Consider the following 12,972-nt stretch of genomic DNA (forward strand, 5'->3'; position numbering starts at 1 on the left):
GGGTTCCTTACTTGGCCGCTGCCAGTTCGGCGGCCTTGTCGGCGCCTTCGTCCATTGTCTGCGCGAGCGTGATCAGCGGGTGCGCGGCGTCGGCGAGGATCTGCCGACCCTCCTCCACCTTGTTGCCGTCGAGACGGACGACCAGCGGCTTGTTCGCCTCGGCGCCGAGGATCTCCAGCGCTTTGACGATGCCGTTGGCGACCGCGTCACAGGCGGTGATGCCACCGAAGACGTTCACGAACACGCTCTTGACCTGGGAGTCGCCCAGGATGACATCCAGACCGGCGGCCATTACCTCGGCCGAGGCGCCGCCACCGATGTCGAGGAAGTTGGCGGGCTTGACGCCGCCGTGGTGCTCGCCCGCGTAGGCGACCACGTCGAGGGTGGACATGACCAGACCGGCGCCGTTGCCGATGATGCCGACCTCACCGTCGAGCTTGACGTAGTTGAGGTCGTTCTCCTTGGCCTTGAGCTCCAAGGGATCGGTCGCGTCCTTGTCGGCGAAGGCCTCGTGATCCGCGTGCCGGAACTCGGCGTTCTCGTCCAGGGTGACCTTGCCGTCCAGCGCGAGGATCTCGTCCTGCGGGGTGCGCACCAGCGGGTTGACCTCCACCAGGGTGGCGTCCTCCTTGACGAACACCTCCCACAGCTTCTGAATGGTCACGGCCGCGGCGTCGAGCACCTCGGCGGGCAGGTGGCCCTGCTCGGCGATCGAGCGGGCGAAAGCGAGGTCGACACCCTTGACGGCGTCGACGGCGACCTTGGCGAGGCGCTCCGGCTTGGTCGCGGCGACCTCTTCGATCTCCATACCGCCTTCCACCGAGCACATGGCCAGGTAGGTGCGGTTGGACCGGTCGAGCAGGAAGGAGATGTAGTACTCCTCCGCGATGTCCTTGGCTTCGGCGACAAGGATCTTCTTGGTGATGTGGCCCTTGATATCCAGGCCGAGGATGTTCTGCGCATGCGTGAACGCGTCGTCCGGGGTGGCGGCGTACTTGACGCCACCCGCCTTGCCGCGGCCACCGGCCTTCACCTGAGCCTTGACCATCACCGGCTTGCCGATTTCAGCCGCGATGGCGCGGGCGTCCTCGGCCGTGTCCGTGACGCGGCCCTCGGACGAAGGCACTCCGTGCTTAACGAAGAGCTCCTTCGCCTGATATTCGAAGAGATCCATGTACTCACCGTCTCGTCTGCGTTGTGATGACAACGTCTTTGTTGGCGGCCCGACGTCGGAAGCGGGTCGGGTCGGACTCTAATCAGTCACATGGACGGCCAATCGGCCACGTTCATCCTAAGTGGCGCAGGTCACGGGCCGATAAGCGCGGCGGGAAAACCCCTGGCCAACGCTACTCGCGAGTAGGTAGTTGACACCACGCCAGGTAGAACCGCCGAACCCGGGCCGACGGCGTGGTCTACTACAAAACGTCGTCGAGCGAGCTCACTCGCGTGCCCAATGCACAGATAGATATTCCGTGGTGTTACCGTGATCAATCTCACATGTTCGGACAGAAGGGCCGCAGCGCTTGCGGACCCTGCAATCGTTTCGTTACCGTCATTGCGGTCGATGTCACAGCACGGTCACGACTAGGAGGACGGCAAGCTTGATGCAGCACAGCACTCCGCAGATGGAGAGCCGTTCCGCAAACGACTCGTCGACGCCGCTGATCAGCAGGCACCTCGGCCTCGCGAACATCTCCCGCCTCACCACGATGTGGCACCGCCGATGAACCATCGCTCCACCCTCAAACCTGAAGATCGCGCTCAGTACGGACATCGTTATCGCAACGATGACGAACCGTTCGGGGCGCAGGCTTCCCACGCCCGGCCCTCGGTGGACCGCCAGCGGAACTCCTTGTTCCACGCGGCACCGGCTCGGGACGACTACCACGCCACGTCGCGGGCGCCCTACGGGAGCGCCGCGGCGCAGGCGGATTACAACGCCGCACCCGCGACGCCCTATAACGCGGCACCGCCCTACAACGCAGCACCGCAGGGCGACTACAACTTCCACGCCGCAGGCACGCAGGACGACGGATACCGCGAGAACTCCTGGACCGCGAACGACTCGTGGTCGCAGCAGGATTCGTGGTCACCGCAGGAAGCCTGGGGCGACGGCGCCGCCTGGAACGCCGGTGAAGCCTGGAACGCGGGCGAGGCCTGGGGCGAAGAGCCCTATCAGGCCCCCGAGGACAGCAGCTGGGCTCCGGAAGAGTCCTGGGCGCCCGAGGCCGAGCCGGAGAACCCGGCCACCCCCACCGTCATCCCCGGCCGACGCGCCGCCAAGCGCGGTGGCGCACACCGGCTGCCCGCGCCGCCCGCCGCACTCAAGGGACGCGCCGCGGTCGCCGCGGTCGCCGCCGGTGCGGTCGTCGCCGCCGGACAGGCCGCGCTCGCCTCGCCCGACCAGCCCTCCCAGTCCGTCGACTACGAGGCAGGCGGGCAGATCCACGAGATCGCCGCACAGTCCGTCAGCTTGGCGGACCCGAGCACCTCGCCGGAGTCGCCCCAACTGCTCAACGTGTCGGGGCCCACGCACCTCGGCGATTTCAACGACATTCTGCAAAAAGGCCAGAAGTACGCCGAAGACCTGGCCGCGGCCGAAGCCGCGAAGCTGCGTCCTCTGTTCACCAAGTTCGCGGCAGGCAACTTCACCTCCGGCTTCGGTGCCCGTTGGGGCGTACAGCATCTCGGCATCGACATCGCCGGGCCGATCGGCACGCCGATCGTCGCGGTCGCCGACGGCACCGTGATCGAAGCGGGGCCTGCCGCCGGGTTCGGCATGTGGGTTCGGTTGCTGCACGACGACGGCACCGTAACCATCTACGGACACATCGACACCGCCACCGTGTCGCAGGGGCAGCGGGTGATGGCCGGTGATCAGATCGCCACCATCGGTAACCGTGGGTTCTCGACCGGGCCGCATTGCCACTTCGAGGTGTGGTTGAACGGGACCGACAAGGTCGACCCGGTGCCGTGGTTGGCTACACGAGGAATCAGCTTGGGGCCTCAGCGGGACTGAGGGTTCCGGGTTCTGACCGAAGGTTTGGCTGAAGACGAGCTGAGGGCAGGACGCCTGACGCCAGGTTTCCCGTTGACCCCGGTTTTGACGGTGCGTGATGATGCGCACGTACTGATCGGGGCGACTGAGGGCTAGCGTCGGGGTATGGCACGTACAACGACGTACACCCAGTTCATTGCGGTTTCACCGGAACTCGTGTGGGCGGTGGTGGCGGATCCGACGCGGTTGCCGGAGTGGAATCCCGGGGTCACCTCGGTTCGGCTGCACGGTCCGGTTGCGGTGGGCACCACCGGTGACTATCTGCCTCAGGGACGGGTTGTCGGGGCACTGCACGGGCGGACTGCTCCGCCGTTCGTCATCAGCACACTGGTCCCGGGGCGGGAGCTGAGCATCGAACAGCCGGAGCCGGCCGGGCGGATGCGGCTGACGTGGACGCTGACGCCGCGTGACAGTGGCACCGAGCTCACCCAGCGACTCACCTTCAGCGGACCATCGGCGCCGGTCGCGCGGATGATCGTGGGGCCGATGCTGGAATCCGATACAAGAGTCACCTTCGCGCGACTGGCGCGGCTGGCAGGGGTGCAGCCCGCCGCGACGGCGCTGACGGTGGTAATCGCCGGTGGCACCGGCGCATTGGGCAAACATGTGGCTGCCGATCTCACCTGCCGTGGCCATCGGGTAACCGTACTCACCCGGCGACGAGATCCTGCGCTGCCATTCGATCAGGTGGAGTGGGACGGCCACACCGTGGGCGATTGGGTTGCGGCACTGCGTAATCCAGGGCCTACCGCGATCATCAATCTGGCTGGCAAGCTGGTCGACGTCCGACCGACTGCTCGCAATATCGATGAATTGCGGAACAGCCGAGTGGCTTCCACGCGCGCACTGGTCGACGCGGCCGCCACGCTCGACGCGCCCATCGACTACTGGGTGCAGGCCAGCACCACCGCGATCTGGTCGGATGCGGGCGAAACTCGTTGTACGGAAACGACTCCGGTGCCGGTGGGCCTGCCACAGATGACGGGTGTGGCGGAGCCGTGGGAGCGGGCGTTCGACGGCGCCAACGCCGCCCACTCGACCATCCTGCGCACCTCGATCGTGCTCGACCCGCAAGCTCCCGCGCTGAAGCGCCTGAGCCAATTGACCAAGGCGGGTCTCGGTGGGCGTGTCGGATCGGGCGACCAGTGGTTCAGCTGGATTCACATCGAGGACTGGCTGGCCATCGTGCGCGCCACCCTCGGCCTCGACCCTCAGGTCACGCTGCCGGACGGAATCCTGTTGGCCGCCACCGACTTCCCGGTCCGCAACCGCGAGTTGATGGCCGCGCTGCGCAGGCACCTGCGCCGCCCACCGGCACCCCCCACCCCGACGGCACTACTGAAAATCGGCGCGGTACTCCTACGCAGCGACGCGGCCCTCGGCCTCACCGGCCGCCACGCCACCTCGAAAGTCCTACGGCAACAAGGCTTCACCTTCCGCTACCCAACCCTGGACGAAGCCCTGACCGATCTGCTCCCGCGCTGAACGGACCACCACTCGCCGCAGAACTACAGGGCTACGACGGTGAGCAAGTCCCCGCCGGCCCGCCGCCAAGCCTGCTACGAAACCGCCGTTCTGCGCGAGCCCCAGCCACACGGCGCGACTCCCTGCCCACACGGCGCGAGCCCCAGCCCCACGGCCCGAGCACCAGCGACACGGCGCGACTCCCGGCCACACAGCGCGACTCCGGCCACACGGTCCGACTCCCGGGCCAGGCGGCGCGAGCCCAGCCACACGGGCGCCAGCCCAGCCACACGGGCGCCAGCCCAGCCACACGGGCGCCAGCCCAGCCACACGGGCGCCAGCCCAGCCACACGGGCGCCAGCCCAGCTACGCGGCGCCAGCCCACCCACACTCGCGCTCCCGGCCCACACGGCGCAAGCCCCAGCCACACGGCACCCCGGCCACACGGCACGAGCCCCAGCCACACGGCACCCCGGCCACACGGCACGAGCCCCAGCCACACGGCGCGAGCCCCGGCCACACGGCTTGAGCCCCACCAGACTGCGCGACTCTCGACCAGACCCGCCGCCCGCCCGCTACGGAGCTGCCGCGATCGCTAATCCCAGCAGCGCAACAACTTTGGTCACTTCCAGACCGATGTACCAGAAGTGGGCGTGCGATCGCGGCAATTCCTCTCCGGCCAGTACTCGATCGGTTCGCCGGCTCAGCGGGGGGCGCACCGCGAGGGTTTGCACGGCGAGCAGGGCCACGGCGACGGCGAGCCATACCCAGATACTCGGGCCGGGTGCGGCCACCAGCGTCGCCAGTACCAGTGCGACGGCCAGGACCGCCTCGACGATGTTCAAGGCGCGGAACACCAGCCGCCCGATGCCGAGACCGAGCGCGAGGGTGATCCCTGGCGCACGGAACTTCAGCGGTGCTTCGAGGAACGAGATGGCCAGCACCATGCCCAGCCACAGCATCGGGAGCAACCAGAGCACGTGCTGCGCGACCGTGTCCATGGCCGAACCTTACCGAAGCACGCGGCGGGACCGAAGGCCGGACAGGAACCGCTGCGGCACAGTCGCTGTCACAGTTTCACCAGCGTCCTGCTGTACTGCGGGATGAGCCGGATCTTGCCCGCGGTGCCGAAGTCGATGGTGACCGTGGCCAGCGGCCCGAAGCCCTCCGCGGCGATCACCTTGCCGAGCCCGTACTTGTCATCGCTCACCCGATCACCAACAGCGAGAACGAGATTGGTGTTGTTGCGGGTCGCGCCACCGGGTGCGGGACGACGCGGTCCACGATCGCCCCGAACACCGGGACGCTGCTCGGACCACCCGTCGCCGCGGGTCCAGTCGCGCTCCATCCGATCGTCGTCACCCCGGCGACGGATACCACGGGTCGCCGCGGAACCGGTCGGCTCCAATCGACGCCAGTCGATCAGATGGTCCGGAATCTCCTGGAGGAAACGGGATTCCGGATTGGAGACGGGCTGGCCCCACCCCGAACGCACCACCGCACGGGTGAGATACAACCGCTTCCTGGCCCGCGTGATACCGACGTAGGCGAGCCTGCGTTCCTCGGCCAGCTCGGTGGGGTCGCCGAGCGCCCGCATGTGCGGGAACTGACCGTCCTCCCAGCCGGTCACGAACACCACCGGGAACTCCAGCCCCTTGGCGGTGTGCAACGTCATCATCGTGACGACGCCGGTGCCCTCGTCCGGGATCTGGTCGGTGTCGGCGACCAGCGAGACCCGCTCCAGGAAGGCGGCGAGCGACCCCGGATCCGGTTCGCCCTCGGCCACCTCCGGCAACAGCCCCTCCTGCCGGGCCGCCTCCGCGTTGTTGTGCGCCTCGGAGCTGAACTCCCGTGCGACGCTGACCAGTTCGTTGAGGTTGTCGAGCCGGGCGCCGTCCTGCGGATCGTCGGACGCCTCCAGTTCGGCCCGGTAGCCGGTGCGTTCCAGCACCGCGTCGACGACATTGCCGACGTCGGGGAAGTCGAGATTCTCCTGTACGCCCGCCGCCCTGATCTCCTCCAGCAGCTCGAGGAAGCCGGCGATCGCGCGCTGGGCCCGGGTGTTGAGCAGCGCGACCTTGCCGTCGGCCGCGTCGCGCAGCGCCGCGGCGAAACCGATCCCGCGCTGGTCGGCGTGCACCGCCACACAGGCCTCGGCCCGATCGCCGATGCCACGGCGCGGGGTGTTCAGGATCCGGCGGACGCTCACCGCGTCTTCGGGGTTCTCCAGCACGCGCAGGTAGGCGACGATGTCGCGGACCTCTTTGCGCTCGTAGAACCGGACGCCGCCGACCACCTTGTACGGCAGGCCCATCCGGATGAAGATCTCTTCCAGCGCGCGGGAGTTGTTGTTGGTGCGGTAGAACACCGCGACGTCGCCGTAGTTGGCCTCGCCCTGATCGACGAGTTTGTCGATCTCGCGCGCCACGAACGCGGCCTCGTCGTGCTCGTTGTCGGCGACGTAACCGGTGATCAGGTCGCCCTCGCCGGAATCGGTCCACAGCTTCTTGTCGCGCCGGTTCTCGTTGCGCGAGATCACCGCGTTGGCGGCGGACAGGATGTGCTGGGTGGAGCGATAGTTCTGTTCCAGCAGAATGGTTTCCGCGTCCGGGAAGTCACGCTCGAACTCCTCGATATTGCGGATGGTCGCGCCGCGGAAGGCGTAGATGGACTGATCCGCGTCGCCAACCACACACAGCTCGCTGGGCGGCGCCTGGTCCTCGCTGCGGTCTTCCCGGTGATGCCCGACCAGCTCACGCACCAGGATGTACTGGGCGTGGTTGGTGTCCTGGTACTCGTCGACCAGCACGTGCCGGAACCGGCGCCGGTAATACTCGGCGACCTGCGGGTGGTGCTGCAGCAGCGCCACCGTCTCGCCGATCAGATCGTCGAAATCCAGTGCGTTCGCCGCGCGCAACCGCCGTTGATACTCGGTGTAGACACGCGCCACCAGGGCGGGAAGCTCGGTCTCGTCCGACTCGGCGTCCGCGCTCGCCTGCTGCGGCCCGATCAGCTCGTTCTTCAGATTCGAGATCGCGGTCGACAGCAACCGGGCGGTGTATTTCTTGGTGTCGATGTCGAAGTCGCGGCTGATCATGGTGAGCAGTCGCCGCGAATCATCGGCGTCGTAGATGGAGAAATTCGAATTCAAGCCGGGCAGCAGCGCGGCTTGCATCCGCAGAATTCGGACACAGCTGGAGTGGAATGTCGAAACCCACATGTTGTTCGCGCGCGGACCGACCAGTCCTATTACTCGCTCCCGCATCTCCGCGGCGGCCTTGTTGGTGAAGGTGATCGCGAGCACCTGGCCGGGGGTCACCCCGCGAGCGGCGAGCAGGTAGGCGATGCGCCGGGTGAGCACGGCGGTCTTGCCGGAACCCGCGCCGGCCACGATGAGCAGCGGCGCGCCACTGTGCACAACGGCGGCGCGTTGCTGCGGATTGAGACCGTCGAGCAGGTGCACGGCCTCCTCGGCGCGCCGACGCTCCCGCTCGACACGCCGTTGCTCCAATTCGCTGGCCGACGGCGGCGGCTCGGGGACAGCGGCTCGCTGCGTTTCCCGCACCGCACCTACCTCCTCGCCATGCCTGACCGCATCTTCGGTGTTTCCACCGGTGAACTGCGGTTTGTGGGTCGAATCCGGCTGCAGGGCGCGACCGGCCTGCGTCTTGGGAGCCACCGTGATGTCCATCGCCCATCCACGCTACCGGCGGACACCGACAGAGATGAAGCCCCGGGCCGTCTCGGTGACGGATCGGTACCGCGTACGCGAACGGCGGATGAACTCCCCAGGCAGCCGCCGCGGCGAATCCGTGCCCGCCTTCTCAGCAGATTCACAAAACCAAACGTTTTGCATACCTACCCACCCGTGGCAGACTGGCGACATGATGAGTGCCCACGCGATACATCCGTTTCGGTTACCGACCGGATATCGTCATCGCGGCACCTGTATCTGAGCGCACCGTCCTTGGTAGCCAATTCGAAGGCCCTACCAGGTCTGTTTCACGGTGAAAGAACCGATCGGTAACGAGCCGGGCTCACCCGCCGATCCATGTTCTGACACGAGGAGATGAATGATGAGTACCCCCGCCACGACGACCGGGTCCGATTCGGCGCTGCCGCAGAGCGACGCGGAGATCGACAAGCTCCGTAAGGAGATCGATCGTCTCGATGCCGAGATCCTCGCGGCCATCAAACGTCGCACGGAGATCTCCCGGATCATCGGCCGGACCAGGATGGCCTCCGGCGGGCCCCGCCTCGTGCACAACCGCGAAATGAAGGTGCTGGAGCGCTTCAGCGAGCTCGGCCAGGAAGGCCACACCCTCGCGATGCTGCTGCTGCGCCTCGGCCGCGGCCGGCTCGGTCACTGACCCCTTTTTCCTCAGGCCGCTCGACGCGGCCATCGACCCATGCGGCAAAAAGCTAGACAACCGCATTCCCCAGGCCGCCCCGGGTGTTCATCACCCCGGGGCGGTCGTTTCCTCTGCGGCCCCGCTCAGCTGAGGGCGATGTACTTGGTGGAGAGGTATTCCTCGATGCCCTCGGTGCCGCCCTCGCGGCCGAAGCCGGACGCCTTGACGCCGCCGAAAGGCGCTGCGGGATCGGAGATCACGCCGCGATTCACCCCGACCATGCCGGATTCCAGGCCCTCGGCGACGCGCAACGCACGGTCCAGATCTCGGGTGTAGACGTAGCTGACCAGGCCGAACTCGGTGTCGTTTGCCGCGGCGATGCCTTCCTCCTCGGTGGCGAAACCGACGATCGGAGCGACCGGCCCGAAGACCTCCTCGCGCAGGATCCTGGCCTGCGGCGGCACCTCGCTGAGAATGGTGGCGGGGTAGAACCAGCCGGGACCGCCGGGCGCCTTGCCGCCGAGCCGCACCTTGGCGCCCACCGCGACCGCGTCCTCGACCAGTTCGCTGACCGTGTCGAGCTGCTCCTCGTTGATCAGCGGGCCGAGGGTGGTGTTCGGGTCGGTGCCGGGGCCGAGGGTCACGCCTTCGGCCATCGCCTCGACGAACTTGCTGGTGAACTCCTCCAGCACACCGTTCTGCACGTGGAAGCGATTCGCCGCGGTGCACGCCTCGCCGCCGTTGCGCAGTTTGGCCAGCATGGCGCCCTGCACGGCCGCGTCGATATCGGCGTCGTCGAACACCACGAACGGCGCGTTGCCGCCGAGCTCCATCGACGTGCGCAGCAGCCCGTTCGCCGACTTCTCCACCAGCTTCTTGCCCACCTCGGTGGATCCGGTGAAGGTGAGCTTGCGCAGCCGGGGGTCGTCGAGCAGCGGCTGGGTCACGGCGCCGGAACGGCTCGACGTGATCACCGAGAGCACCCCGTCCGGCAGCCCGGCCTCGCTGCACAGCTTGGCGAGCAGCAGCATGGTCAGCGGTGTCGCGGAGGCGGGTTTGACGATCATCGTGCAGCCCGCCGCCAGCGCGGGGCCGATCTTGCGGGTGCCCATGGCCAGCGGGAAGTTCCACGGCGTGATCGCCAGGCACGGACCCACCGGCTGCTTGTGCACCATGATCCGGCCGGTGCCCGACGGCGCGTGCAGGTAGCGCCCGTGCACCCGGACCGCTTCCTCGCTGAACCAGCGGAAGAACTCCGCGCCGTACTTCACCTCGTTGCGGCTCTCCGGCAGCGCCTTGCCCATCTCCAGGGTCATCAGCAGCGCGAATTCCTCGGCGCGCGCGGTGATCTGCTCGAAGACCGTGCGCAGGATCTCACCGCGCTCGCGCGAGGGCCGCGCGGCCCACTCGGCCTGCACCGCGACGGCCGCGTCCAGCGCGCGCACCGCGTCCTCGGGGGTGGCGTCGGCGACCTGGGTCAGCACCTCCCCCGTTGCCGGATTGTGCACCGGGAAGGTGCCGCCGCCGGTGGCGGGCACCGGCCCGCCGATCCACAGCTGCGTCGGGACGGATTCGAGAACTTCGCGTTCGGACACCATGAGGCCAGCGTAGGCCGAGCCGCGACGGTTCTCACCGAGTCTCCCCGGGGTGTTTGCCGTGCGCGCCGGTGGGGCGGTGAGTAACCTCGGCGGACGTGAGCAGCGACATCACCGCGACGGCGGCCTGGCGGAAACTGCACGAGCACTTCGACGGGCTCGGGGGGCGCCACCTCAGGGAGCTCTTCGCCGACGATCCTTCCCGTGGTCGTGCCATGACAATCGACGTGGCGGACCTGCACATCGACTTCAGCAAGCACCGCGTCAACCGGGAAACCCTGCACCTGCTCGTCGAATTGGCGCGCGAGGCCGGGGTGCCGGAGCGCAGGGACGCGATGTACCGCGGCGAGCACATCAACACCTCGGAGGACCGCGCGGTCGCGCACGTCGCGCTGCGCCTGCCCGAAGGGGCATCGCTGATCGTGGACGGCGCCGACGCGGGCGCGCAGGTGCACGAGGTGCTGCGGCGGATGGGCGAGTTCACCGACGCGCTGCGCGCGGGCGACTGGCGCGGCGCCACCGGCGCGCGCATCAGCACCGTGGTGAACATCGGCATCGGCGGCTCCGATCTCGGGCCGGTGATGGTGTGCCAGGCCCTGCGCCACTACGCCGACGCTGGCCTCGGCGCCCGGTTCGTCTCCAATGTGGATCCGGCCGATCTGGTGGCGAAACTCGACGGACTCGACCCTGCGACAACCCTGTTCATCGTCGCCTCCAAAACCTTCTCCACGCTGGAGACGCTGACGAACGCGACCGCCGCCCGGCGCTGGCTGGTCGACGCGCTCGGCGAGGACGCCGTCGCCAAGCATTTCGTCGCCGTCTCGACCAATGCCGAGAAGGTGGCCGAGTTCGGCATCGATACCGCCAACATGTTCGGCTTCTGGGACTGGGTGGGCGGGCGCTACTCGGTGGATTCCGCGATCGGTCTCGCGGTGATGGCGACCATCGGTAAGGAGCGTTTCGCGGAGTTCCTGGCGGGCATGCACGCGGTGGACGAGCATTTCGCGAACGCGCCGCTGGAGGCGAACGCGCCGGTGCTGCTCGGCCTGCTCGGTGTCTGGTACTCGAACTTCTTCGGCGCGGAATCCCGTGCGGTGCTGCCCTATTCGAACGATCTGGCCCGCTTCCCGGCCTATCTGCAGCAGCTGACGATGGAGTCGAACGGCAAGTCGGTGCGCGCCGACGGCAGCCCGGTCAGCACCTCCACCGGCGAAATCTTCTGGGGCGAGCCGGGAACCAACGGCCAGCACGCGTTTTATCAACTGCTGCACCAGGGTACGCGGCTGATCCCCGCGGACTTCATCGGATTCGCCCGCCCCACCGACGATCTGCCCACCCGCGACGGCACCGGCAGCATGCACGATCTGCTGATGAGCAACCTGTTCGCGCAGACCAAGGTGCTCGCGTTCGGCAAGACCGCGGCGGAGATCGCCGCCGAGGGCACCGACCCGAAGGTGGTGCCGCACAAGGTGATGCCGGGCAACCGGCCGAGCACCACCATCCTCGCGCCGCAGCTCACCCCGTCGGTCGTCGGCCAGTTGATCGCCCTCTACGAGCATCAGGTGTTCGTCGAAGGCACCATCTGGGGCGTCGACAGCTTCGACCAGTGGGGCGTCGAGCTCGGCAAGCAGCAGGCGCTGGCGTTGGCGCCGTTGCTGACGTCCGCGGAAGAGCCCGAGCCGCAAGGTGATTCGTCCACCGACGCGCTCATCCGCTGGTATCGCGCCAAGAAGTAGGCCGGGCGCTCAGCGCCAGACCTCGTACCGTCCGCCGCGTTGGCGCAGCACCAGGTCGGCGCGGAACTTGGTGGTGTCGATCAGGTCGGCGTTGCGCAGGTCGCTGTCGTGCACCTTGGTTTCGGCGGCCGCGGCGGTGCGGCCGCCGCGAATATGGCGGCGCAGCAACCGCTGCTCCAGTAGGGGCCGCGGTGCGTCGAGGTACCAGCATTCGTCGAGCAGCTTGCGCACCGCCGACCATTCCCGGTCCCCGACATCGTCGAGCAACAGGTAATTCCCCTCGGTGAGCACGATCGTCTGCCGCTGGAAAACGATGCCCGCCGGGATCGGATCGCCCACCGTGCGATCGAAGACCGGCCACGGCACCGGCTCACCGAGCGGCGCATCGCGGAGCCTGCGCAGATTCGCCACGAATGCCGCGGTATCGAAAGTGTCCGGTTCACCTTTCCGCGCAAGGTTTCCCGCGGCCCGCAATACCTCGTCGGTCAGGTGGTAGCCGTCCATCGGCGCGATCTCCGCCACCGGCGACTCGGCGTTCAACGCCTTGCGCAGCCGGACGGAAAGGGTGGACTTGCCCGCTCCCGGCGGCCCGACGATGCCGAGCAGATACCGGCCGCCGCGCCCGCCCGCGTGCTCGCGCACCCGCTGTACGAGCGCGCTCAACGATGTTTCGGCATACGCCCTGTCCATCACAGTCACCCTACCGAGGGAAATCCGCCGCCCGGCACGGGCAAAACAAAAAGACATCTCACCGAGCCCTTGCCGGG

The 12,972-nt window shown here is 67.8% G+C and carries 10 protein-coding genes; 4 read left to right on the forward strand and 6 right to left on the reverse strand.

What is annotated here, in order from left to right; translation table 11 throughout:
* Positions 1 to 7: 7 nt before the first annotated feature.
* Together sucC and ACIHA7_RS04610 are read right to left on the reverse strand one after the other, a co-directional pair.
* Positions 8 to 1,174, reverse strand: a complete 1,167-nt coding sequence (gene sucC / locus ACIHA7_RS04605; RefSeq protein WP_397285505.1) for an ADP-forming succinate--CoA ligase subunit beta — start codon at positions 1,172 to 1,174, stop codon at positions 8 to 10.
* Between the two features lie 393 nt (positions 1,175 to 1,567).
* Positions 1,568 to 1,819: a hypothetical protein gene (locus ACIHA7_RS04610; protein WP_397285507.1), complete on the reverse strand. Its 252-nt coding sequence runs from the start codon at positions 1,817 to 1,819 to the stop codon at positions 1,568 to 1,570.
* Positions 1,820 to 1,831: 12 nt separating this feature from the next.
* On the opposite strand from ACIHA7_RS04610, the gene ACIHA7_RS04615 reads away from it, so the two are divergent.
* Together ACIHA7_RS04615 and ACIHA7_RS04620 are read left to right on the forward strand one after the other, a co-directional pair.
* Positions 1,832 to 3,019: a M23 family metallopeptidase gene (locus ACIHA7_RS04615; protein ID WP_397285509.1), complete on the forward strand. Its 1,188-nt coding sequence runs from the start codon at positions 1,832 to 1,834 to the stop codon at positions 3,017 to 3,019.
* 144 nt (positions 3,020 to 3,163) lie between these two features.
* Positions 3,164 to 4,543: a DUF1731 domain-containing protein gene (locus ACIHA7_RS04620; protein WP_397285511.1), complete on the forward strand. Its 1,380-nt coding sequence runs from the start codon at positions 3,164 to 3,166 to the stop codon at positions 4,541 to 4,543.
* 554 nt (positions 4,544 to 5,097) lie between these two features.
* Here the strand turns inward: ACIHA7_RS04620 and ACIHA7_RS04625 are convergent.
* Both ACIHA7_RS04625 and pcrA read right to left on the reverse strand, forming a co-directional pair.
* Positions 5,098 to 5,523, reverse strand: a complete 426-nt coding sequence (locus tag ACIHA7_RS04625) for a hypothetical protein (RefSeq protein WP_397285513.1) — start codon at positions 5,521 to 5,523, stop codon at positions 5,098 to 5,100.
* A 68-nt stretch (positions 5,524 to 5,591) separates the two neighbouring features.
* Positions 5,592 to 8,213: a DNA helicase PcrA gene (pcrA, locus tag ACIHA7_RS04630; protein ID WP_397285515.1), complete on the reverse strand. Its 2,622-nt coding sequence runs from the start codon at positions 8,211 to 8,213 to the stop codon at positions 5,592 to 5,594.
* Positions 8,214 to 8,598: 385 nt separating this feature from the next.
* On the opposite strand from pcrA, the gene ACIHA7_RS04635 reads away from it, so the two are divergent.
* On the forward strand, positions 8,599 to 8,892 hold the full coding sequence (locus ACIHA7_RS04635) for a chorismate mutase (protein WP_014988338.1): 294 nt from the start codon (positions 8,599 to 8,601) through the stop codon (positions 8,890 to 8,892).
* A 125-nt stretch (positions 8,893 to 9,017) separates the two neighbouring features.
* Here ACIHA7_RS04635 and ACIHA7_RS04640 read toward each other — a convergent pair whose 3' ends face one another.
* Positions 9,018 to 10,472: an NAD-dependent succinate-semialdehyde dehydrogenase gene (locus ACIHA7_RS04640; protein WP_397285517.1), complete on the reverse strand. Its 1,455-nt coding sequence runs from the start codon at positions 10,470 to 10,472 to the stop codon at positions 9,018 to 9,020.
* A 95-nt stretch (positions 10,473 to 10,567) separates the two neighbouring features.
* On the opposite strand from ACIHA7_RS04640, the gene pgi reads away from it, so the two are divergent.
* Positions 10,568 to 12,205 (forward strand): glucose-6-phosphate isomerase, encoded by a 1,638-nt coding sequence (pgi, locus tag ACIHA7_RS04645; protein ID WP_397285519.1) that lies wholly within the window; start codon positions 10,568 to 10,570, stop codon positions 12,203 to 12,205.
* Between the two features lie 9 nt (positions 12,206 to 12,214).
* Here pgi and ACIHA7_RS04650 read toward each other — a convergent pair whose 3' ends face one another.
* On the reverse strand, positions 12,215 to 12,895 hold the full coding sequence (locus ACIHA7_RS04650; RefSeq protein ID WP_397285521.1) for a nucleoside/nucleotide kinase family protein: 681 nt from the start codon (positions 12,893 to 12,895) through the stop codon (positions 12,215 to 12,217).
* Between the last annotated feature and the right edge of the window lie 77 nt (positions 12,896 to 12,972).

It is taken from the genome of Nocardia sp. NPDC052316, from assembly GCF_044547795.1.
Lineage (GTDB): Bacteria > Actinomycetota > Actinomycetes > Mycobacteriales > Mycobacteriaceae > Nocardia.

What these genes read in the sequence shown, in the direction of transcription:
- sucC (WP_397285505.1), bottom strand. Translation starts at nt 1,174, where the DNA reads ATGGATCTCTTCGAATATCAGGCGAAGGAGCTCTTCGTTAAGCACGGA.
- ACIHA7_RS04620 (WP_397285511.1), top strand. Translation starts at nt 3,164, where the DNA reads ATGGCACGTACAACGACGTACACCCAGTTCATTGCGGTTTCACCGGAA.
- ACIHA7_RS04625 (WP_397285513.1), bottom strand. Translation starts at nt 5,523, where the DNA reads ATGGACACGGTCGCGCAGCACGTGCTCTGGTTGCTCCCGATGCTGTGG.
- pcrA (WP_397285515.1), bottom strand. Translation starts at nt 8,213, where the DNA reads ATGGACATCACGGTGGCTCCCAAGACGCAGGCCGGTCGCGCCCTGCAG.
- ACIHA7_RS04635 (WP_014988338.1), top strand. Translation starts at nt 8,599, where the DNA reads ATGAGTACCCCCGCCACGACGACCGGGTCCGATTCGGCGCTGCCGCAG.
- ACIHA7_RS04640 (WP_397285517.1), bottom strand. Translation starts at nt 10,472, where the DNA reads ATGGTGTCCGAACGCGAAGTTCTCGAATCCGTCCCGACGCAGCTGTGG.
- ACIHA7_RS04650 (WP_397285521.1), bottom strand. Translation starts at nt 12,895, where the DNA reads ATGGACAGGGCGTATGCCGAAACATCGTTGAGCGCGCTCGTACAGCGG.